Source organism: Silvanigrella aquatica (genome assembly GCF_001907975.1).
Taxonomy (GTDB): Bacteria; Bdellovibrionota_B; Oligoflexia; order Silvanigrellales; family Silvanigrellaceae; genus Silvanigrella; species Silvanigrella aquatica.
The window spans coordinates 16618-36988 of sequence record NZ_CP017836.1 but is presented as its reverse complement, the minus strand read 5'-3'; the positions used below and the strand labels follow the sequence as shown (position 1 = coordinate 36988).

25 protein-coding genes are annotated in these 20371 nt (G+C 28.9%); 21 read left to right on the top strand and 4 right to left on the bottom strand.

Annotated features, from left to right (window positions below; genetic code table 11):
* Nucleotides 1–503, bottom strand: a 503-nt coding sequence (locus AXG55_RS14755; protein WP_233231459.1) for an alpha/beta fold hydrolase, incomplete at its 3' end; no start/stop codon positions are given.
* A gap of 142 nt (nt 504–645) precedes the next feature.
* On the opposite strand from AXG55_RS14755, the gene AXG55_RS14750 reads away from it, so the two are divergent.
* The 3 genes from AXG55_RS14750 to AXG55_RS14740 all read left to right on the top strand — a co-directional run bounded on the left by AXG55_RS14750 (nt 646) and on the right by AXG55_RS14740 (nt 2543).
* Nucleotides 646–1398: a class I SAM-dependent methyltransferase gene (locus AXG55_RS14750; protein ID WP_148698960.1), complete on the top strand. Its 753-nt coding sequence runs from the start codon at nt 646–648 to the stop codon at nt 1396–1398.
* Between the two features lie 133 nt (nt 1399–1531).
* Nucleotides 1532–1942: an acyl-CoA thioesterase gene (locus AXG55_RS14745; protein WP_148698959.1), complete on the top strand. Its 411-nt coding sequence runs from the start codon at nt 1532–1534 to the stop codon at nt 1940–1942.
* On the top strand, nt 1932–2543 hold the full coding sequence (locus tag AXG55_RS14740) for a hypothetical protein (protein WP_148698958.1): 612 nt from the start codon (nt 1932–1934) through the stop codon (nt 2541–2543). The genes AXG55_RS14745 and AXG55_RS14740 overlap by 11 nt, the downstream gene beginning before the upstream one ends.
* Here AXG55_RS14740 and AXG55_RS14735 read toward each other — a convergent pair.
* Entirely contained in the window at nt 2452–3111 is a 660-nt protein-coding gene (locus AXG55_RS14735; protein WP_148698957.1) for a hypothetical protein, read from the bottom strand. The two genes, AXG55_RS14740 and AXG55_RS14735, sit on opposite strands and share 92 nt — an antisense overlap.
* A gap of 300 nt (nt 3112–3411) precedes the next feature.
* Between AXG55_RS14735 and AXG55_RS14730 the strand changes: the two genes are divergently transcribed.
* Genes AXG55_RS14730 through AXG55_RS14695 form a run of 8 tightly spaced genes read left to right on the top strand, consistent with a single transcriptional unit; the run spans nt 3412 to nt 10179 of the window.
* Nucleotides 3412–3678, top strand: a complete 267-nt coding sequence (locus AXG55_RS14730; RefSeq protein WP_148698956.1) for a TraY domain-containing protein — start codon at nt 3412–3414, stop codon at nt 3676–3678.
* On the top strand, nt 3659–4351 hold the full coding sequence (locus tag AXG55_RS14725; RefSeq protein ID WP_148698955.1) for a hypothetical protein: 693 nt from the start codon (nt 3659–3661) through the stop codon (nt 4349–4351). Before AXG55_RS14730 ends, AXG55_RS14725 begins: the two co-directional genes overlap by 20 nt.
* A gap of 1 nt (nt 4352) precedes the next feature.
* The gene (locus tag AXG55_RS14720; protein ID WP_148698954.1) at nt 4353–5459 is read left to right on the top strand and encodes an RCC1 domain-containing protein; all 1107 of its coding nucleotides are present in this window, start codon (nt 4353–4355) and stop codon (nt 5457–5459) included.
* Between the two features lies 1 nt (nt 5460).
* On the top strand, nt 5461–6000 hold the full coding sequence (gene traF / locus AXG55_RS14715) for a conjugative transfer signal peptidase TraF (RefSeq protein ID WP_148698953.1): 540 nt from the start codon (nt 5461–5463) through the stop codon (nt 5998–6000).
* Nucleotides 6000–7334: a P-type conjugative transfer protein TrbL gene (gene trbL, locus AXG55_RS14710; RefSeq protein ID WP_148698952.1), complete on the top strand. Its 1335-nt coding sequence runs from the start codon at nt 6000–6002 to the stop codon at nt 7332–7334. The genes traF and trbL overlap by 1 nt, the downstream gene beginning before the upstream one ends.
* 11 nt (nt 7335–7345) lie before the next feature.
* Nucleotides 7346–8056: a VirB8/TrbF family protein gene (locus AXG55_RS14705; RefSeq protein WP_148698951.1), complete on the top strand. Its 711-nt coding sequence runs from the start codon at nt 7346–7348 to the stop codon at nt 8054–8056.
* Nucleotides 8057–8059: 3 nt separating this feature from the next.
* The gene (locus tag AXG55_RS14700; RefSeq protein ID WP_148698950.1) at nt 8060–9079 is read left to right on the top strand and encodes a TrbG/VirB9 family P-type conjugative transfer protein; all 1020 of its coding nucleotides are present in this window, start codon (nt 8060–8062) and stop codon (nt 9077–9079) included.
* Nucleotides 9080–9099: 20 nt separating this feature from the next.
* The gene (locus tag AXG55_RS14695; RefSeq protein WP_148698949.1) at nt 9100–10179 is read left to right on the top strand and encodes a TraB/TrbI/VirB10 family type IV secretion system protein; all 1080 of its coding nucleotides are present in this window, start codon (nt 9100–9102) and stop codon (nt 10177–10179) included.
* Here AXG55_RS14695 and AXG55_RS14690 read toward each other — a convergent pair.
* Entirely contained in the window at nt 10176–10667 is a 492-nt protein-coding gene (locus AXG55_RS14690; RefSeq protein WP_148698948.1) for a lytic transglycosylase domain-containing protein, read from the bottom strand. The two genes, AXG55_RS14695 and AXG55_RS14690, sit on opposite strands and share 4 nt — an antisense overlap.
* Nucleotides 10668–10739: 72 nt before the next feature.
* Here AXG55_RS14690 and AXG55_RS14685 point away from each other — a divergent pair, with 72 nt between their 5' ends.
* From AXG55_RS14685 to AXG55_RS14640, 10 genes are all read left to right on the top strand, one after another.
* Nucleotides 10740–11240, top strand: a complete 501-nt coding sequence (locus AXG55_RS14685; protein ID WP_148698947.1) for a hypothetical protein — start codon at nt 10740–10742, stop codon at nt 11238–11240.
* Nucleotides 11241–11270: 30 nt separating this feature from the next.
* Complete coding sequence (trbB, locus tag AXG55_RS14680; protein ID WP_148698946.1) at nt 11271–12215, top strand: P-type conjugative transfer ATPase TrbB; 945 nt, start codon at nt 11271–11273, stop codon at nt 12213–12215.
* Nucleotides 12216–12276: 61 nt separating this feature from the next.
* Nucleotides 12277–12582 (top strand): TrbC/VirB2 family protein, encoded by a 306-nt coding sequence (locus AXG55_RS14675; protein ID WP_148698945.1) that lies wholly within the window; start codon nt 12277–12279, stop codon nt 12580–12582.
* A gap of 16 nt (nt 12583–12598) precedes the next feature.
* Nucleotides 12599–12949: a hypothetical protein gene (locus AXG55_RS14670; protein ID WP_148698944.1), complete on the top strand. Its 351-nt coding sequence runs from the start codon at nt 12599–12601 to the stop codon at nt 12947–12949.
* Between the two features lie 22 nt (nt 12950–12971).
* Entirely contained in the window at nt 12972–15548 is a 2577-nt protein-coding gene (locus tag AXG55_RS14665) for a VirB4 family type IV secretion/conjugal transfer ATPase (protein ID WP_148698943.1), read from the top strand.
* The gene (locus AXG55_RS14660) at nt 15545–15979 is read left to right on the top strand and encodes a hypothetical protein (protein WP_148698942.1); all 435 of its coding nucleotides are present in this window, start codon (nt 15545–15547) and stop codon (nt 15977–15979) included. Before AXG55_RS14665 ends, AXG55_RS14660 begins: the two co-directional genes overlap by 4 nt.
* Nucleotides 15980–16008: 29 nt before the next feature.
* Nucleotides 16009–16527, top strand: coding sequence for a hypothetical protein (locus AXG55_RS14655; RefSeq protein WP_148698941.1), 519 nt, complete (start codon nt 16009–16011; stop codon nt 16525–16527).
* A 21-nt stretch (nt 16528–16548) separates the two neighbouring features.
* Nucleotides 16549–17424 carry a hypothetical protein gene (locus AXG55_RS14650; protein WP_148698940.1) on the top strand — a complete coding sequence of 292 codons (876 nt, stop codon included), beginning with the start codon at nt 16549–16551 and terminating at the stop codon, nt 17422–17424.
* A gap of 256 nt (nt 17425–17680) precedes the next feature.
* Nucleotides 17681–18001 (top strand): hypothetical protein, encoded by a 321-nt coding sequence (locus tag AXG55_RS14645; RefSeq protein ID WP_233231458.1) that lies wholly within the window; start codon nt 17681–17683, stop codon nt 17999–18001.
* Nucleotides 18002–18180: 179 nt separating this feature from the next.
* Nucleotides 18181–20085: a hypothetical protein gene (locus AXG55_RS14640; protein WP_148698938.1), complete on the top strand. Its 1905-nt coding sequence runs from the start codon at nt 18181–18183 to the stop codon at nt 20083–20085.
* Here AXG55_RS14640 and AXG55_RS14635 read toward each other — a convergent pair whose 3' ends face one another.
* Nucleotides 20086–20367, bottom strand: coding sequence for a hypothetical protein (locus AXG55_RS14635; RefSeq protein WP_148698937.1), 282 nt, complete (start codon nt 20365–20367; stop codon nt 20086–20088).
* Nucleotides 20368–20371 lie beyond the last annotated feature (4 nt).

Below are 20371 nucleotides of genomic sequence, written 5' to 3'. Positions count from 1 at the left end.
GAAAACTCTTTTAATATATTTACAACTTCTGTCTTATTAAAAAGTTTTTCTTCCCTGCTAAGAGTATTTTGCATATTTGAAAATACTCCTTGAGAATTCCAGGCATTAATCACATCATTCCAATTCTCGTTTTGAAAGCGATTAGCCCATGAATTATCGTTGGCAATTCTTGCTAGCTTTTCAGATTCGCTTTTTAATCCAGGATTTGCTGAAATAATAATTGCGGCGTCCCATCTGTTACTTTCAATTAATGTGTGAAGTGCAAGCCTCCCACCAAGAGAGTAACCTATAAGAATATTTTTTTGGTTAACCTTGTTTTTTAAAGCTGATTTATTAAAATTAGATGCCCATAAAATGAAACTAGAATTTTCTTGTTTATTTGATGAGGTCATATATTTTGATATTGAATAAAATACGGAATTATATTTTTTAAAATCTTCTTTAAATATATCCCAATCACTTGAAAAACCTAAAAATCCATGAATAAAATGCAGAGTTATCATTTTTTCCGCCCATTAGCATTAAAGTAAAAGTAAATACAAATGGAATATAGTATAAAAAAAAACAGATTAAAACAGGTTGAAAACATAATTTATAGAATGTATGTATATATTTTAGTTTTGCTATAATTTAAAAGGAGTTAGTATGTCTGATTGTTACGACAGTACTTTTTTAATCCCAACTCTAAATAAACAAGGATGGATGATTGATAAAGTTGTTGATGAATATACTTTGGAATTTATAGATTATGCCTCAAAAAATATTAATTACTCATTAGAAATTGCAGCAGCATACGGAAATATATCTTTAGAAGTATTAAAAAAAGGTGGAAAAATCATAGTAAACGATATTGAACCAAAGCATTTAGATGTATTATATAGCAAAACTCCAGATGAATTAAAAGCTAATTTAAAAATTATACCAGGATCATGTTTAGATGATTTAGATATAGATTTAGAAAGTATTTCTAGTGTTTATTGTTCAAGATTATTTCACTTTTTTAGTTCGGAAGAAATTCTTAAAACACTAAAAAAAATGAACTCATATCTTGAAAAAAAAGGTAAGTTATTTATTGTTTCAGATTCAATTTTTCATGGATATAATAAACATCACTTCCAAAATTATGTTAGAAAAAAAAGTTTGAAAGAAAAAGATCCAGGTATTTTAAGACCGCATGAATATATTTTTCATGCCGATCCTGAAATGCAGGAGCAAATGAGAAGTAATATGCCAAATGTATTCAATTTATTAGATATAGATCTGATGTCGAGTTTGCTTGTTGAGGCAGGTTTTTTAACTGAAAAGGCAGGTTATTTTACTAGGAGAGGGCACTATCCTGAAGAAAGTTTGTGGAACGGGCAAGAAGGTTTGGGAATCGTCGCAGTTAAGAATTATTAATCTTGAGTTAAGAACAAAATAATCAAAAAAAAAATAAATACTTATATATATGTGAACAAAACTTGATCTTTATTTTGTAAAATGGCATTTTTTACTATCATATGTGTAGTTTCTTTTTGGATGGAGTGTTAAAATGGAAAATAAAAGTCTTTTAAATACAATTCAAGTTAATATAAAGTGGACTGATTTAGATCCATACAACCATTTAAATAATTCAAAATATTTTGATTTTATGACTGAAGCTAGGGCAAAACTATTTTGGGAATATTCGTTGAGTTCAAAAACTCAATTGATATTACATGAATGTAATATATTATTTAAAAAGCCTTATCATTATCCCAATAAAATTATTTTAGAACAATATACTAATAAAATTGATGGTGCTAGTTTTGATTTGAAATATATTTTTAAATCACCTGATAATAATGAATTAATACATGCGGAAGCAATTGTAAAGATGGTTACTTTTGATCCAGAAAAAAATAGAGTATGTCGTGTACCAAAGGAAATAGTTAATATTTTAGAGAATAAAAATGAAACATAATTTATTAATAAGTCAAGAACTTTCTAGAAATATTCACTCGCTTATATATGATATGAAATTGCATTTATACGGTATTGATTACTATTCATTTGGATTTAATGATTATATAAATGGATTAGCTTATTCTTTTTCTTCAAGGCCTGAGTGGTTTGATTTTTTAAAAAAAGATGAAGAAGCGGGAAATATTGTATTAAATTATGATTATGTTTGGAAAAATTCTTTTCATTTTCATGATACTTGTGTATTGAATCATATACCATATAACGAGAGAACATTTTTAATTTCTAGTTTTGATTATAGCAGTAAAATGCACAAGGAAATTCTGAGATACAAGAATAAATTTGATATAAATAAAGGAATTTGTTATTTAGAACACTCAGAATATAGAACATTTTCATCTAATTTTTTTACAAACTATAAGCTTTTTGATGAATTAAATTTTGCAATTAAAAATAGAAAAATAATGATTAAAATACATAACTTGAGTAAAAATATAGTTATGAATCACTTTAAAATAAACTTCTTACCCAAGTCACAGGCGCAGCAAATTCAATATCAGCATTTACTATATTCGGATCGTAAATACCGTCGATGGGGTTAAGAACATATATAGTATATTTATTTTCATATTTATTTTTTATAATTCTTCTAAAAGTGAAATTTTGAGAGTCAGTTAATTTAATTATACAATCTCTTCCAACACATTCGTTTAAAGGTTTTTTCCTACCAATAATCCAAGAGTTTTGTACATAGCGAGGATTCATAGATTCGTCTGAAAGATACATGTATATACAATCATCATAAAGGGAAATTAATTTTTTTATTTCTAATAATGCTCTTTGATCATCGCTAGAAATCAGACTTAAATTTTCATTTTTATTTTCTTTAAGAATTTTTCTACTAGTAATATTAAGTTTCTGATTTAATGAAGGCGGTTTATCCCCCCCTTTTTCCAGCCAATCAAGAGAAACTTCTATACCCTCATTGTTAAAGGCATACACCAAAGTCTCAAGGCTTTGCTTTGTAGGTACAATCTTGTCATACTCCCAGACTTTTATTGAACTACTTGATATATTGTATTCTTTTTGCAAATAGCCTCTCGTTGTTCTTAATATTGATCTAATGAAGCCTATTCTTTTTCCAATTGTATCTAAATTGTTGTCTTTCACTTTGCGCTCTTTTTTCTATATTAATGTAACAAAAATATATTAATGTATTGTTACTATTTATAGTATCTATACTGAAATTCAATTCAAATAGCTACCATCGTCAATTGGGTGCCCCTTTTAAGGATAGAACAAAAACATCAACTAACCCTAACTTATCCTTTCATGTCAAGCAATTACCAAAATTTGGTAATTGTCTATTGATACCAATTTTAGATAATGCTATAACTTACCAGAACAGCGCACCGCATTTTTTTTTTTAATGCAGGTACCACTTTGGTACTTTAGGAGGTTTAAAATTCGATGACTGATCTCAATGAAATATATAAAAATAAAAAAATAATTATATCTGGATATACACTTAAAATATCTGATTTAAATAACATAAAAACTTCTGAATTAGATTCTCAAATTAAAATCAGACTGCCAAAAATATTCAAAAAATTAATTGAAATTGAATCTCAAAAAAATGGTCGTTCAAAAGCGGCTGAAATACTTCATAGGCTTAGAGTTAGTTTTATTAAAAATATAGATATTAGTGAGACACAAAATGAAAAAAGTAAAAAATAAATTAGTTAAAAAATTGCTTATTATTTCTTTCGTATTTTCAATAGAAACAAACTCATATGCAGGTGGTGTACCAGTAATTGATGTTGCAGCTATTGCTCAAATGGCGCAACAATATCAACAATTAGTTCAACTTTATCAGCAAATGCAAACGTCTAATAATTATTTAGGTCAATTAAATTCTGATTCATTAAAGTGGATGTCTCCTGAGTTTTCAAAATATTTTGCTAATATGAAAAATTTGAGAGTTCAAATTGAAAGAGCAAATGAAATTTTATCAACAGATATAAATAAAAGTTTAGAGCAATACAATAAACTTTATCCTGGATATGATGGCTATAAAATCAGGAATTATACTGATGATTTTAAGAATAGAAGCAATAGTTTATTAAAATTATTATCAGCGCAAATTGCAGTAGCTAATGAAGCTTTAGCTAATCAAAAAGACATAGATACAGCAGATAAAAGAAGTGCGGCAGCAGTTGCTAATCTAACATTAGCTTCATTGTCTAATTTAAATAATCAAATTTCTTCTGAAATTAGGGCTGCAAATGCTTATAGAGCAAGCCAAATACAAAACGAAACAGATAAAAGATTAGAGTTACAAAATTTTATCGGTAAACCTTATAAAAGACACGACCCATCAAAATACAAAACATGTATAGGAGAATGCTAGTATGAAAAATTATTTTTTTGTTCCCGTTTCCGTCTCTTTTTTATTAGCGAGTTGTGGAGCTAATACAAGCGGAAAAAGTAATGGTAGTTCTGATATGGATGCTAATACTTCTTTTAAGCAATTATCTGCTGGTACTAATTATGTTTGCGGAATTGCATTGAATGGAAATGTAAAGTGCCAAGGTGAAAATGATTATGGCCAACTAGGTAATGGATCAAATTCAAATACTGAAAATTCAACACAAGTTACAAACTTAACAAATGTAAGCTTTTTATCTGCAAGTCTGTTTAACACATGTTTTGTATCAAATGGGAATGCGTACTGTGCTGGTTCTAATCGCTTCGGACAATTAGGTAATGGTTCTACTTCGGATTCATATACACCAGTTCAAGTTAATTCAATTAGTAATATTGTCCAAATTTCTACAGGTACCAATGGATACACATGCGCATTAACTAATTCTGGAACTGTATATTGCTGGGGTTCTTTAGCAGATCATAGCGATCGATTAAGCTACAAAGATTCACCGAATCCAATTCAGATCAATTCTCAACTATCTTTTAAAAATATTTCCGTTGGTGCAACAAACGCATGTGCTGTTACAAATGATGGGGATGTTTATTGCTGGCAAAACATAGATAATTTACCAAATAAAGTTACGGGAATAAGTAATATTAAAACTGTTTCAACAAGTGGATTGGCATCTTGCGCATTAAGTAATTCTGGAACTACATATTGTTGGGGTGATAACCGCTATGGACAATTAGGTAACGGTTCTAATAATAATTCAAATAGTCCTGTTCAAGTTTTAAATATAACTAATTTTACTACAATTATTGCATCTGGTTGGAATTCATGCGGAATTACATCAGATAATAAAACATTTTGTTGGGGTCTTGGAGAATCAGGGCAATTAGGTAATGGTTCTAATAATAATTCAAGTACTCCTGTGCAAGTCAATACATCAGAATCATTTTCTCAAGTTTCTGGTTCTCAATACGCTTTTTTTGCAGTGAATAAAAATGGAAAAATATTTGCTTGGGGAGCATGGAAACTTAATGGTTTAAACCCAACTATAAACACAACACCAGTACAGATTAATTTTTAAAATGATTAAATACATCAGCATTTTATTTCTAATTATTACAGTGGTTTTAAGTTCTTACTTATTAAATATAAGTATAGGTTTTAATATAAGCAACAGTATGACAAAAGGGTTTTATTTTATGCCTGGAAATTTTTCTAAAGAAATCAATAGAAATGATATTATAACATTTTGTCCAGAAGAAAAATTTTTTGAACTTTTCTCTTATAGAGGGTATATTTCAAAAAATATTACTGGGAAATGCTATAATAAATACCCTCCATTCATAAAAAGAGTTGTTGCAATCACTGGAGATAAAATTGAAATTAAAAATGATGATGTTTATTTAAATGAAAATTTAGTTAAAAATTCAAATATATATAATGTTGATAAAAATGGTTATAAACTTCCAAGATTGAATAATGGTTTTAAAAAAATCTTAGAAATGAATGAATTATTTGTTTTTGCAGATGGTGTAAATAGGTCTTTAGATTCTCGTTATATAGGAATAATTAATAAAAAAAATATTATTAGTAAAGCATATTTAATTTTAGAGGTAAAATAATGAAAGTTATTAATTTTATAAAAATATTTGAATTTTTTGGAAAACACAAGTTAAAAATTATTTTAATATCAATTTTATTCTTTTCTCGTAATTCATTTGCCCAAGATACATCTGAAGACTTATTTAATGTTTTAGATAGTATTGAGAAAATATTTTATGAAGCATCAAGTAGTTGGTTATTAAATGCTGAAACTTATGCAAAACAATTTTTAATTACTCTAGCAGTAATTGATATCATTGTTATTGGTATGAAACATGTTTTAAAAGTGGATTCAATTCAAGATGTTTTTAGTGGCATTATTTTAAAGACTTTTGTTATTGGTGGGATTTTAACGGTATTACAATTGCTTCCCATGCTCACAGATCCAAATAGGGGATTTTTAAAAGGTTTTGAAATCCTTGGTTCACGTATTACAGGCGTAAATAAGCTCAGTCCAACAGGTGTAGTTGATACTGGATTAGAAGTTGTAAATATATTTATCCAACATATGAAAAATGCTCCTATTACCGCATTTTTTCAAGCAGGAATTTATTTAATTGCTGTTGCTGTAATTATTTACTGCTTTTTAACTGTGGCCGTTGAACTTTTAACTACAAAAATTGAAGCTTACATTTTAATGTTTGGTGGGTGTTTTTTTCTTTGCTTGGGTGGCTCTAAATACACAAAAAAATATTCTGATGGTTATTTAACATATTGTCTCACTACGGCAATTAAACTTTTCATTGCTTATTTAATTGTAGCAGTAGGTGTTGGGATTGGTGAAATTGTTGCAGAACGTTTAGGAAAAGATCCTATTGCTCAAGGTGATTATCAGGCGGTCATCATTACAGTAGTAATTTTTGTAATGTATGCAGCTATTGCAAAAAAGATTTCAGCAATTGCAAATGGATTTTTATCGGGAATGACTTCAACTTCAAGCGGAGATCATTTTGCGACAGGCGGAGCCGCTTTAGCAACAACTGCTGCAATTGCAACAGGAGGCAAAACAGCAGCTCCAGGAAGTATAAACGGAATCATGGGCGGAATAGGTTCTGGCCTTGGAAAAATGGCTGGCAATGCGCTTTTGAAAGGTGCTGGTCATGCGCATGCAGCAAAAAACTCTATGAGTTCTAACATGGCGCATAATATGGCCAACGGCTCACCAATTGAGACAGCAGCACCAAAGGCAGCAGCGCAAACCATGTCTTCTGCTGCTAAAAATATTGGTTCATCAATTAAAAATTCAATTAGCGGAAAAGCATCAAATCTTTACAATAATCACAAATCAAATGTGGATTCCTCTCCATTTTCTGAACAAAAAATGCCTCCACCACCATCAAGTAAGAAAAATTAGGAGAAGAAAATATGTTATTTAAAAAGAAAAAAAATATTGAAAATAAAAATCAAAACGAAAAACTCTTAACAGAATTTCAAGATACAAATAACCCGTATCTTCACGCAAAATGGGAATGGAATGAAAGATATGGTTCATTCATAAGAGAAAAAGAAAAATGGCAAAAAATATCATTTTTTATTTTAATTGCACTTATTATTTCTATTGTAGGCTTAGTAGCAGTATCATTGCAATCAAAAATCACAGCATTTTTTGTAAAAACTGATCAACTGGGTAAACCAATTGTCATTGAGCGTGTTGATCCTACAACAAAATTAAATAGCTCTGTTGTGGCTTATCAGCTTGGTGAATTCATTACATTTGTCAGAACAGTAACAACAGACGGAAAGCTAAAAAAATATTGGATGCAAGTAGCACAAAAATATTGTTCAGAGACTGCATCAAATATTTTGCAAGAATATTGGGCTAATAATCCACCAGAAAAAATAGCACAAATGATGAATATATCTGTTTCAATAATCTCTATCATGCCAATTAAATCGACTGAATCTTGGCAAATAAATTGGACGGAAACAGCTTCTAAAAATGGATTAAGTGTTGGAGAAACGACATGGAGTGCTATTGTAAATATTGGAATAATTCCAATTAAAAATGAACAAGATTTTATTAAAAATCCTACTGGACTAATTATCAAATCAATTAATTGGACAAGGACAAAATAAAGTATGAAAAATTTATTGATTATTTCAGCAATGGCATTTTATTTTACGGCTTACGGTCAAGAAAAATCAGATCAATTAAAGCCTTATTTAGAAAAGATTGAAAAAGAAGAAAAAGAAAAACAAATTCAGCAAATGATCCAACAGGAAAAAGCTTTACAAGTAATAAAAAATGGAGATGTTAAAGTTCCATCAATAAACGTAAAAAAAGTTTCTGAAAATAGCGAAGAAGAGGGAAATCATAAACAAAACAAAAAAACAAAAACAGGAAAAATTGATTCAGAAGAAGAATATGAGAATGAATATTTAAATAACGTAGATAATTATAGGAAAATACAAAAAGCAAAACCTTTTATTAAAAATGGAGTAGTATATTTTGTTTACGGAGTAGGAACACCGCTAGTTATTTGTTCGCCAAAATTTGTGTGTGACGTGCAGTTTGACCCTGGCGAAAGTATTACAAATATACAAATTGGTGATGCTACTAGATGGATTATTAATGTTAAAAATACTGATGGACAAACAAATTCACATGTTTTTTTAAAACCAATTGTAGAAAAAATAACTACAAACTTGATTATTTCAACTGATAAAAGACAGTATATAATTAATTTAAAAAGCGATAAGAAAAAATATTTTAATAAAGTTGCATTTTATTATCAAGATAAAGAAACAAAATTATCTACTGTATTCACAGATATACCAAGTAAATCAAAATATAATTATTATATCAGAGGCGATAAAACGAGTTGGACACCTGTTGAAATTAGAACTGATGGAAGAAAAACTTTTATACAATTACCTGAAAAATTCTTTAATTCTCCAGATTTTCCAACAGTTTATTCTCTTGATTCTGATGGAGCTGAAAGTCAAGTGAATAAAAGAATATATAAAAATTGGATAATTATTGATGTCATGCTGGATCGTGGTGAGCTTAAAAGCGGTGTAGGAAATGCTCAAAATAAGGTTATTTTTACAAGAAAAGGCACGTTTGGTCTAATTTCAAAAATGTTTACAGATAATTAAATTTTTGAGGAGAATATAATATGTCAGATAATAATAAAAATGAGGTCATTCCCAAAGTTAAGGCAGTTACAAATAAAAATAAAATTAAGTATTTAACTGCTTTTGCTGCTATAGGGTTTTTAGGAGTCACATTTGCGGCAAATTTTAAATCAAATCCAAAAGAGGAAGATGAAAATAAACCAAAAGAAAAAATAATTAGTCAATCAAATATACCAGCTTCCAACAATACAAATTATAACAATATACCAGATTACATAGATCAAAATAATACAAAAAAAGTAGAAAGTAATAGCCCAAATTCAAATAATGCTATGCCTTCTAATGAAAATAAAAATAAAATTGGGGATATGGATGTAAATGCAATAAATGCAAAGCAACTCGAAGCGGCTGCAATTTCATCAAACACAGAACCCGAACGAGTTAACCAACAGTTAAAAGCATTTGCTGCTGAAAAAGCAGTTGAAGACGATGAAATTTATCTAAGTTCAAGAAAAAAAGCTGCAAAATCTCCATATCAGGTCATGACGGGTACATTTATACCAGCAGTTTTAGAAACAGGACTTAACAGCGACTTGCCAGGATATTCTACAGCGGTAGTAAGACAAAACGTTTATGACTCTGTGACGGGAACATTTTTATTAATTCCAAAAGGAACAAAAATTTTTGGAAAGTATGAATCCAAAATTGCTTATGGACAAAAACGTCTACTTTTAAACTGGAATAGATTAATTTTTTCAGATGGCGCAAGTATTTCTATTAAAGGAATGCCTGGAACAGATAAAGAGGGATATTCAGGATTTGCAGATCAGGTTGATAATCACTTTGCAAATTTATTATCTGGCGCAATTTTGATGTCAATAATTGGAGCAGGTGCGCAGCTTTCACAACCTCAAACATCATCAGGCATTACACCATCGCAAAATGAAGTCATTGGACAAACTATAGCAGGACAAGCAGGAACACAAATTGCAAATATTACTGGGCAAGTTGTTCAAAAAAATATGAATGTTTCTCCAACAATTTCTATACGTCCTGGATACGAATTTAACATCATAGTAAATAAAGACATGATTTTAGAACCAATTAGTTCAGATAATTAATCAATAACTTTTTCAGAGTAATCAGGTGGAAGTTTTATGATTTTAGCATTTCCAAGAACTTTTTTTACATATCCATTAGAAAAGCCCTTATGTGAGCTTCCTGTATTGTACATAGATACGGCCTTTAAAAGTGCAATTTGTTCATTTGAATTTTCACGGGAAGTTTTAATAAAATTATCTGTAAGTATTTTTGCGCCAACTTTAATATTTTCACAAGGATCAAATAAATTATTTAATGTTAAGTGGAATTTCTTAGCATTCACAAGATTAATTTGCATGAGACCAAAATCTAAATTATGCCCTTTTTTAATCAATATAAAAGACATATTTATAGCATCATCTTTTGTTACTGGCTTGTATGAAGATCTTGTTGTGTTGTCATTGATGACTAAATGGTTTCCATTACTCTCTGTTTTTATAATTGAAAGAATGGTATCAGTTGCAACATTTGGCGCACATAAAGCTGCAATCGAAATCAAATCTAACATAAAAACTCTCCTTAATTTAAAGATACATCAATATAGTATTAAAAATTATTTAAATACTCAACGAGGTTTTATATGAAATTAAACATAATTAATAAACTAAAATATTTTTATTTTCTATCTGGATTTTTAGTATTTAATCAAAATTCATTTGCATATTCAGAAGCTCAAATTGGTGCTTATGGTGTTTTTTTTCCACAACAGAACTTAGATAATGACACATTTAATCCTTTTGGTGGATGGTCTGTTAAAGCTGACATTATGAATAATTCTGGATTTTCATTTGGATTAGGTCACACTTGGTCGCCAGGATATAGATGGGTAGATATTCGTGAAACATATTGGTTTCAAGAGCATATGTATGGAATTTATTTAGGATTAGAACAGCATATTCAATATTTTAATAATACAGGTTTTGGGATTGGCTTAAATTTAGGTTACATGATTCCTTTAACATATTATATAAATTTTAATATTGATGGAGAAGCAGGATATGGATCGAATAAATTTTATAGATCAATCTATGATCCATTTTACTTTAATGTAAGCGCAGGATTTTCAATAAACATAATGTAACCTTTTCCCCGCTAGTAAAGGGTATTTAATATGGACAATAGTAGTCTACATAAAATAGAAAATTGGGAAAGATTAAAGTTTGATCTTGGTGAAGCAATTTTATTTTATTTACAAGACGACAATGTAGTTGAAATCATGGTGAATCCAGATTCAACAATATGGATAGAAAAGCATGGTGGAATATTAGAAAACATTGGTAAAATATCACCAGATAAAACAATGATGATAATTAATACTGTAGCGTATTCTTTAAATACAATTGTAGATTCTAATAATCCAGACATAAGTGCAGAATTTCCAATTGATGGTTCACGTTTTCAAGGTGCAATACCACCCATTGTTGAAGCTCCAAGTTTTTCAATTAGAAAAAAAGCAATACAAATATATACATTAAATGATTATGTAGAATCTAATACGCTATCAATTAATCAAAGAAATATTATATCAGAAATATGTAAAAGCAGAAAAAATATATTAATAGTAGGCGCAACAGCTTCAGGAAAAACTACATTTGCAAATGCAATAATTAAAGAAATATCAGAATTAGATCCAGATTGTAGAATGGGAATAATTGAAGATACCAGAGAATTGCAATGCGAGATAAAAAATAAAATAGATCTAAAAACATCTGATAAACGTGACATGAATGCTCTATTAAAAATCATGATGAGATTTAGGCCAAATAGAATTTGTGTTGGAGAAGTTAGGGGATTTGAAGCTTATGCACTTTTAATGGCTTGGAATTCAGGTCATGGCGGTGGGATTGCGACAGTACATGCAAATAATGCAAGAGCAGGAATAAAAAAAATAGAACAAATATTAACAGCACACAATATCAATCCAGTTCCTGCAATAATAGCAGAGGCAATTAATTATATTATTAGCATTCAAAAAACAGATCAAGGGAGGAAAATAAATGAAATAGTAGAAATTTGTCACGAAGGGAAAGAATATGTATTTAAAGATATTAACTGATTAAAAATTTGTAAATAGTGTTTCTTTTGTTAATAAATTCTCAAATACTTTAGGAGGTAATATGAGAAATATTGTTAAGTACTCTTTATTTTATTGTTTGAGTTTAGCTAATTATGCAATGGCTTCTAGCGGGGAAGGGAGTGAAACGGGACTACCTTGGGAAAAGCCAATTCAATTAGTTCAACAATCACTTTATTATCTTGGTGGATTATTAGTTTTGATTGGGTTTCTTTGGGCTGGTTACAATTTCTTAATACAAAATGAAAAAGAAGCTGGCTTCAAAAAAATTATCGGAACATGTATTGGTGGAGCTATAATCTTTGGTGCAAAAGGCATGATAAATACTCTATATGGAGCCTCATTTTAAAGAATAGGATTATTTCATGGAAGAATTAAGTGTAAGTATCATTAGAAAATCTTTAGTAAGAAAAGTTGTAATGGGCAATATGCCAGCTCATTGGCTTTGGGCAAATATAATTTCATTTATTTCTATTGGCGCATTTCTATATTTGCAATTTACATTTTATGTTGCACTTTGCGTTATTCCTGTGGGTGTATTTTTTCATGTGTTACTTTTTAAAGCATATGAAAAAGATGAACTCATGTTCTCAGTTTATTTGAGGCATATGTTTATACCCGATTATATACCAGCAACCAGTAGAGCAAATTATATAAATTTAAATGCAAATGACTATATCACTAAAATAAAAGAATTTGTCAGATTAAAAAAATAATCTGACAAGTTAAGGAGAAAAAATGTGGCCTAAATTTTTTAAAAAAGAAAGAGGACTCGATTCATATTTGCCTTATATAGGATTTGTAGAAAATAGTGTTATGTTTTTAAAATCAGGCGGGTTTCTTACAACATTTGAGATAAGAGGAAAAGATTTATCGAGTTCAACAAAATATGAGTTAGGCCATGTTAGTCGAATTATCAATTCTGCATTAATGAAACTTGGCGACGGTTGGATGGCACATATAGATACTATAAGAAACGAATCACGTTATTACCCAAGTGAAAATGAATGTTTTTTTAGTGATTACGTAACTAAAGCTATAGACGCTTCAAGAAGAGTTATCTTTGAATCAAGTGATACATGTTATGAAAATAAATACTATTTAAATTTGACTTTTACGCCAGCCAATCTTGTAAACAAAAAAATGTTTTTTTTGTTTGAAACAGAAGATTCAAGTAATAAAAAAGAAGATAATTTAAATAAGATATTAAAGAAGTACGAAGAATCAATTGTTAAATTTATTAATATTTTTTCAACTGAAATTTTTGTTAAGAGACTTTCAAGTGAAGAAATGTTGTCTTATTTTCATTACTGTATATCTGGATTATCACATAAAGTTGCATTGCCAGTTGTTCCTATGTATTTGGATTATATCTTGGCCTCACGGGATTTAATATGTGGTTTTAAGCCAAAAATAGGCAATAAACATATTAGAGCAATAGCAATAAAATCATTTCCTAGTTACTTGCAAGCGGGTTTTTTGGAAATATTAAATAATTTACCATTTGAGTTTAGATTTAACAGTAGATTTATTTTTTTAGATCAATCTACATCAAGAAAAAAGATAGAAAAAATTCGTAAAGATTGGGATGAAGCTAAAAATACTATTCAATCAATGATCAACGATAAAATAGGCTCTCAATCCACCTCATTTCAAAGTGGTGATGCTGTAGATATGATGCACGACGCAGACGCAGCAGTACGAGAAAATCAAACCCAAGAGCTTGGATATGGTTTTTATACAGCCTCTATAGTCATCATGAACGAAGATGAAGAAGTAGCAGATAATAATGCAAACGAAATACTAAAACTACTTGAGCAAATAGGGCTTCCAGGTTTCGTTGAGTCGATTAATGCGGTCGAGGCTTATTTAGGGTCTATACCTGGAGTTAGCTTTGCAAACATCAGAAAGCCAATAGTCTCAACTCACAACCTCGCTCACTTAATGCCCCTGACTGCTGCATGGTCTGGCGATGAGCGTCATCCAAATAATAAATATTCAAACAAAGAAACAGGAAAAAAAGCACCTCCTATGTTTTATGCAGCTTCAGAAGGTAGAACCCCTTTTAGGGTCTCCCTTCATGTAAGCGACGTAGGGCATACACTGCTTATAGGACCACCAGGATCGGGAAAATCAACTTTATTAGCTTTTATAGCAGCCCAACAGTTTAGGTACAAAAACGCTCAAGTTTTTGCGTTTGATAAGGGTCTCTCTATGTACCTTTTGTGTAAAGCAGCAGGAGGGTCTCATTTTAATTTATCGGTTAGTAAGAATCAGCAAGAAGAAGAGCAACAACATATATCATTTTGTCCTTTAGCAAATATAGATAATCCAGATGAGAAATCATGGGCTATAGAATGGCTAACAACAATTTTTGAACTACAACGCAATAGAAAAATATCACCAGAAGAACAAGCAGCTATTACAAAAGCCATAGATATTATGTCTAAAGAAACAAAAACATCTAATGAAAGAATTTTAAGTAAATTTGTTTCACAAGTACAAAATATTGAAATTCGTAGTGCATTTAGTCCCTATATTAATAAAGATATGTACGGAAGTATTTTCAATGGAGAAAGAGATTTTATTTCAAGCGCAAAATTTAATGTGTTTGAAATGGATGAACTCATGGAAAAAGGTGAGAATATATTGTTACCAGCATTGTTATATATGTTTAAGGTAATTCGTAATAAATTGGATGGAACACCAACTTTATTAATACTAGATGAAGCATGGGTATTTTTTAAACATGAAATATTTTCTAGTCGAATTGAACAATGGCTAAGAGAGATGAGGAGATTTAATTGTGCAGTAATTTTTGCGACACAAACAGTCTCAGAAATTAAAAAATCATCAATAGTTACAGTTATACTTGAAACATGTAAAACAAAAATATATCTAGCAAACCCATCAGTAGCATCAAACAAAGAAACATATGAAATATATGAGTCATTTGGCTTAAATGAAAGACAAATTGATATTATTTCAAAAGCACAAATGAAAAGAGATTATTATCTAAGTTCTGAAGTTGGAAACAGACTTTTTGAAATATTATTTGATAAACTAAGCCTAGCCTTTATTGGTGTATCAGATAGAGACGATATTAAAAAAGCAAAAGAACTAATGCGAATTGATGAAAATAATTGGGTAATTAATTGGCTAAAGTATAGAAAGATATCAGAAGATTGGGTTGAATATGTTAGCGAATTAAAGAAAGATATGACAGATGATAATAGTTTAATTTATAATGACATTATAAAAAATGATTTTATGGCTCCAGCAATAAAAAATGAAAAATTAGCGGAGTATATATGACTATAAAATTAGGTATTGGGAAACTAAAAATTGTACCAGAAGATCCAGAAAGTTGTTCTTATATTCATTTTAATGTTGAGGAAGTATATGATAGAAATGCTCCAATTGAAGGAAAGAATGAAATAAATTTGAGTAATAGAACAATGGATGAATTCATTGAAGTTACAGGTCTAAGAAAATATTTTAGTAAGGAACAAATCAGAAATGACGCTGATGACGCTGGAGAATATGGAATTTTTGAATATTCTTTGTTCCAAGAAGCAAACATAGCTTTATTAACAAAACATCATTTAACAATTTTTAAACAAAAGAAACTTGAATTATTAACAGAATCTTATCCTAAATTTTGTATTGAAATACTCGATTGGCTTATATACTGGACAGAATTTTCAATCAAGAATTATCAACACCCAATATTTTGTTTTAGCTAACTTTAATTAACTATGGAGGTTCTATTTTTATGTTTTCTTCAACTGAAAATGATATTATTTCTTTGAATAAGTCTGAATTAAAAGAATCTGAATGGGGGTATTGTGCTGCATGTAATAAAGAAATAAAATCATACTCAAAAATATTCGATTTTTCATATTGTGCAGGAAGTGCAAATGCTCAGTATGTAAATTATATAAATGATATTTGTTTATTGTGCTTTGATTGCGGTTCAAATCTAGAAAAAATTTCACTATCAATTTTAGATCAAGAAATAAATTTTAATAAAGAATGTCTTTCTAGTAATGAAAAGTATAAGACTGATTGCAATTTGTGCGGGGATAAACAAGATAATGATTATTATGTTATGTCGCTTACGGAAATGCAACTAAAAGAGTCAGGAATGAATGAATGTAGTGATATGTATAAACATATTTATATCTGTAATAGTTGTAATTATAATTTAAAGAAAATATTTCATAATAACAAAGAATTTAAGATACTTTATAATTGTAATGGGAGAAAATTTTCTACTGAAACTCCTTGGTAGATAATAATAAAGGATTTTAAAATGGAAATAATAATTGATAATGACTTAAAATGTAACAATGGAATGAGTAGAGAATACAATAATATAAAGCAACTAATTTTTGATAATAAGATGGATGAATTAGATACATTTGTGAAACAAAAATCTTTAGATAGGTGTTATAAAATTGTTTCTGAAAAATTTAAAATAAGTCAAGCTAAATATTTTCACCATTATTTATATAATAACTTTTATGTTTCAGAAGTGGAATTGCACTATCCTGAGTTAAAAAGAATTTACCAATCAAATGACAAAACATTTGAAGGATTTCATACAAAATATATTTTAGATGACTCTGCATTGCTACCAGAAGGACTTTTAAATGCAAAGTCTTTAAAAGAAATATCAAAATATATTACTAATTTTGAAGATACATCATTTGCTCTTATTTATGTTTTTAATAATTATGGAAATTGTATGTATAACTACAAATGCGCACAAATTCTGAGAAATATGTATAAAATAATTGAAAAAAATATATTAGATGAATTATTTATTTATATAAAGTCTTTTAGTATTAAAAGTAATTTGAATTTTATAAATTTTCTTTCATATTTTGAGAATATAGATTTTATTATTGCTTTAAATAAATTGCTTTCTTTTAAGAAAAAAGAAGAAATATGTGAAATTATGTTTCATATATCGTCATGGAATAAATATAACATAAAAAAGCATGAATATGAATTTAATGAAAATATATTTAATTTATTTTCCTGTGTTTTAAACGATTGCGAACATTATAAGCATAAAAGAACTAATGATCTATTTAACATAGAGTTAAATAGATCAAGAATAAACTATAACAATATTAAAAATAATATTAAAGTTATCGGTGACTATGATTACTTTGCGATATAAATATTTAAAGGAGGATTTAACAATGACTTATTCACAAATTAATCAAAATAAAGATATTTCTAGAGAATTAAAACACCATTTATCTCTTTGTAAGAATTTATAAAGCAATTAATGTAATGAAATATCACTATAATAATTTAGTAGAAAAAGATAAAGCATGGGAAGAAAAAAGGGAAATAAAATATTTTAGCGTTTTTTCAGAGGTTCCGACTATCTAAATTGTAATTAATTAGTAAAAAAATACAGCGTGTAATATATGGGAATGAGTTGCATAAAATTAAATAGTAATTTTAAATTACAAAAAGATGATAAGAGCAATATAATACCAACTCGATCTCATTTTAATTTAAAAAAATTAATAAAAAATTATTATTTTATTTTTATGGTTGGAATGGAAGCCAATATCAAAAAAATAAAGAAACAAAAAACCCTGACAGTTGTCAGGGCTATGTTCAAGTTCAAACTAAAAATTGGTAAGTGGCTCTTTTCGATTCAAGCTCGACCTGTTATTATAAATGCTGGCAGAGAGCGCAGCAGCACTAAAACCCATTGGCAGTGGGTGGGTGCAAACCCTTAACAGAGAGAGCCACATATATATGTTAGCATATCAATTTTCCTCGTCAAGAATAAAAATATCACTCTTTATCATTATCGATATACAAATTAGCACTGCAAAATCTTTCGGATATGGTTTAAATAAAATCCCCCCACCTATACCTATTAAACAATGGAGTGAAATAAGCGGGGGGATATAGAATGACCTCTTCCCCCGCTCAGTTAAAACAAAAGTATAAACCAAAATATACAGGCTATGTAGGTGGTAGATTCATATATTATCGTTTGGTTCCAGATTTAAATGGTGAGCTAGTCCCACAAAGATGTAACAGAACAGATAATCCAGAGCTACAATCAACATATCTTTATAACCAAGACGGCTCAGAAGTTCTTAGATACATACGTTTAGATATCGATGCTGAAAAAACAATTGATTCCTGGAAAGATGAAAACGGGGTTGTATCATGGACTTTGATTTCAAGAGAACTTGAAAAATATCCTGGTATTAAAAGGCAAATCGAAAAAGTTATTTTAAGCCGTTCTAAGCGAGGTATTCACATATTAATAGGCTTAGCACCCCTCCCTTTAATTTCAGAATCAATTCAAGCTCAATTGCTTGCCCGCAAAATCCAATCAAATTTAATTACCTGTTTCAATGAATTGGGAATAGGAGCAGATCCAGCGGGGAGAGGGTTAAAATTGCTTTTCTCTACATATAGAAATCATGAAAATTTAGTTCATTCTAACCAAATACTAACTAAAAACATTGAGAAATCAGCAAAAAAATTGGGAGCTGTAAGAGTAAATTATTTAAATAATTTGAACAATGCTTGCGAAGAAATGCTTGAAAAATTAGGAATAAAGAGGGGAAATAGACTCTATCCTGACTTAAGGCTTGAAGTAAAAATAGCTCGGTTGTTCTTATTTGTACTTGGTATGTATCAACCTATTGAAATAAATTCAACACTATTTGAAAATAAAGTAACAACAGATCAGGATTATTTAAATAATATTAGCTATGCAAAAATTAACACTGTTGAGTTAAACTATGAACAAATAGCAGAAATAATGGCGACAGAAAAAAGAAATATATATGGTAAATTTTGGGATAAAAAAGAGATAAAAGAATTATTTAACATAGATAAAACTATAGATAATACAATCAGAATATCAGTTAAAGAAACTAGAAATTTGCATAAAATGATACAAAGGGCTTTATCTATATGGAATTATCAACCAAGTGAATTAAAATTGAATTTAATACGCCCAGAAAACGTATTGGACGGCTCTAGGAATAGTGCAATTGTCTCATGGGCTTTAGCTATGAAATGGTCAGGAATCGACTCAGAAAATGCTTTAAAATGTTTAACTGAAATGGTGAAGATTATTCCAGATTGTGAAAATGCTAAAAAATCGTGCAAAAAATCCCAACTTAAAGCCACAATAAATTCTATTTATAGAAATAGAAGGGAATTGGAGGGATGGATAAGAGAAGAGTTGCCAGAATGGATTAGCGAGTATTTGCCATGTAATTTAGCTAAAAAAGCCGCCACCCCGGCGGCAGAGGGGGGTTATACAATAAGTCTTAGTAGGAATATCCAAGCATGCCGTCTTTCTACCGATCTCTTACATATTAAGAAATTTTATATTTTGAGATCTGACGGCTTTTTGTATTTCCACGGGAAGTATTATTCATGTGGGTTAAAACACTCAAAAAAGAAAGTTAAATTATTAATTTTGGATAACATGATTCATGTATATGGATTTGAAGATAATTTAAAAATAGCTGTTCATAAGATTAATACTGAAAAATACAAAAAGTTTTCAGTATTAGAAGAACATGAATTAGATGTTGAAGAAATATTTCTTTTTAATCAAAATTATATTTTAAAGGCTAAGTCTATATCTGGAAGTTTGTCACTTTTTATTCAATCAATATTATGTAATATGAAGGGTTTTTCGGATAATAAATTTATTTGTGCTATGCTTTCAATTAAGAAAAAATACGATTTTTCTTCAAGAAAAATTGAGCAATTGTTTGCTTATTGCTTAGAAAATAGGATTTTTGGGTACAGAAAGATTATTGAAATAAGTAGAAGTATGTGATTATTTTTTCTTTTTATTTTCAAATACTTGAAAAGTTGGCTCACTAAGTTCTATAATATTTTCTTCAATATTCTTAATTTTTCCATTAATAGCACAAATCCAACTTTCAAATTTTGACGCATTTTCTTGCATTCTAGTAAATGTTTTATTAGGAAAACTTACTTTAATTGAATAATTATTATTATTAATTAAAAATGATTTTTCATTGTTACTTTCATTAAAAGGCTCTGGAATCTTAGATATTTTTGTTACTATTTCAATTTTACCGTCTATAATATTCATAATA

Excerpts from the sequence above, each read along its gene's own strand:
- AXG55_RS14685 (WP_148698947.1), top strand. The coding sequence starts at position 10,740 with ATGAAATTAAACATAATTAATAAACTAAAATATTTTTATTTTCTATCT.
- AXG55_RS14705 (WP_148698951.1), top strand. The coding sequence starts at position 7,346 with ATGTTATTTAAAAAGAAAAAAAATATTGAAAATAAAAATCAAAACGAA.
- AXG55_RS14700 (WP_148698950.1), top strand. The coding sequence starts at position 8,060 with ATGAAAAATTTATTGATTATTTCAGCAATGGCATTTTATTTTACGGCT.
- AXG55_RS14670 (WP_148698944.1), top strand. The coding sequence starts at position 12,599 with ATGGAAGAATTAAGTGTAAGTATCATTAGAAAATCTTTAGTAAGAAAA.
- AXG55_RS14645 (WP_233231458.1), top strand. The coding sequence starts at position 17,681 with ATGGGAATGAGTTGCATAAAATTAAATAGTAATTTTAAATTACAAAAA.
- trbL (WP_148698952.1), top strand. The coding sequence starts at position 6,000 with ATGAAAGTTATTAATTTTATAAAAATATTTGAATTTTTTGGAAAACAC.
- AXG55_RS14750 (WP_148698960.1), top strand. The coding sequence starts at position 646 with ATGTCTGATTGTTACGACAGTACTTTTTTAATCCCAACTCTAAATAAA.
- AXG55_RS14660 (WP_148698942.1), top strand. The coding sequence starts at position 15,545 with ATGACTATAAAATTAGGTATTGGGAAACTAAAAATTGTACCAGAAGAT.
- AXG55_RS14655 (WP_148698941.1), top strand. The coding sequence starts at position 16,009 with ATGTTTTCTTCAACTGAAAATGATATTATTTCTTTGAATAAGTCTGAA.
- AXG55_RS14720 (WP_148698954.1), top strand. The coding sequence starts at position 4,353 with ATGAAAAATTATTTTTTTGTTCCCGTTTCCGTCTCTTTTTTATTAGCG.
- traF (WP_148698953.1), top strand. The coding sequence starts at position 5,461 with ATGATTAAATACATCAGCATTTTATTTCTAATTATTACAGTGGTTTTA.
- AXG55_RS14690 (WP_148698948.1), bottom strand. The coding sequence starts at position 10,667 with ATGTTAGATTTGATTTCGATTGCAGCTTTATGTGCGCCAAATGTTGCA.
- AXG55_RS14665 (WP_148698943.1), top strand. The coding sequence starts at position 12,972 with ATGTGGCCTAAATTTTTTAAAAAAGAAAGAGGACTCGATTCATATTTG.
- AXG55_RS14695 (WP_148698949.1), top strand. The coding sequence starts at position 9,100 with ATGTCAGATAATAATAAAAATGAGGTCATTCCCAAAGTTAAGGCAGTT.
- AXG55_RS14635 (WP_148698937.1), bottom strand. The coding sequence starts at position 20,367 with ATGAATATTATAGACGGTAAAATTGAAATAGTAACAAAAATATCTAAG.
- AXG55_RS14745 (WP_148698959.1), top strand. The coding sequence starts at position 1,532 with ATGGAAAATAAAAGTCTTTTAAATACAATTCAAGTTAATATAAAGTGG.
- AXG55_RS14725 (WP_148698955.1), top strand. The coding sequence starts at position 3,659 with ATGAAAAAAGTAAAAAATAAATTAGTTAAAAAATTGCTTATTATTTCT.
- AXG55_RS14675 (WP_148698945.1), top strand. The coding sequence starts at position 12,277 with ATGAGAAATATTGTTAAGTACTCTTTATTTTATTGTTTGAGTTTAGCT.
- trbB (WP_148698946.1), top strand. The coding sequence starts at position 11,271 with ATGGACAATAGTAGTCTACATAAAATAGAAAATTGGGAAAGATTAAAG.
- AXG55_RS14650 (WP_148698940.1), top strand. The coding sequence starts at position 16,549 with ATGGAAATAATAATTGATAATGACTTAAAATGTAACAATGGAATGAGT.
- AXG55_RS14740 (WP_148698958.1), top strand. The coding sequence starts at position 1,932 with ATGAAACATAATTTATTAATAAGTCAAGAACTTTCTAGAAATATTCAC.
- AXG55_RS14730 (WP_148698956.1), top strand. The coding sequence starts at position 3,412 with ATGACTGATCTCAATGAAATATATAAAAATAAAAAAATAATTATATCT.
- AXG55_RS14640 (WP_148698938.1), top strand. The coding sequence starts at position 18,181 with ATGACCTCTTCCCCCGCTCAGTTAAAACAAAAGTATAAACCAAAATAT.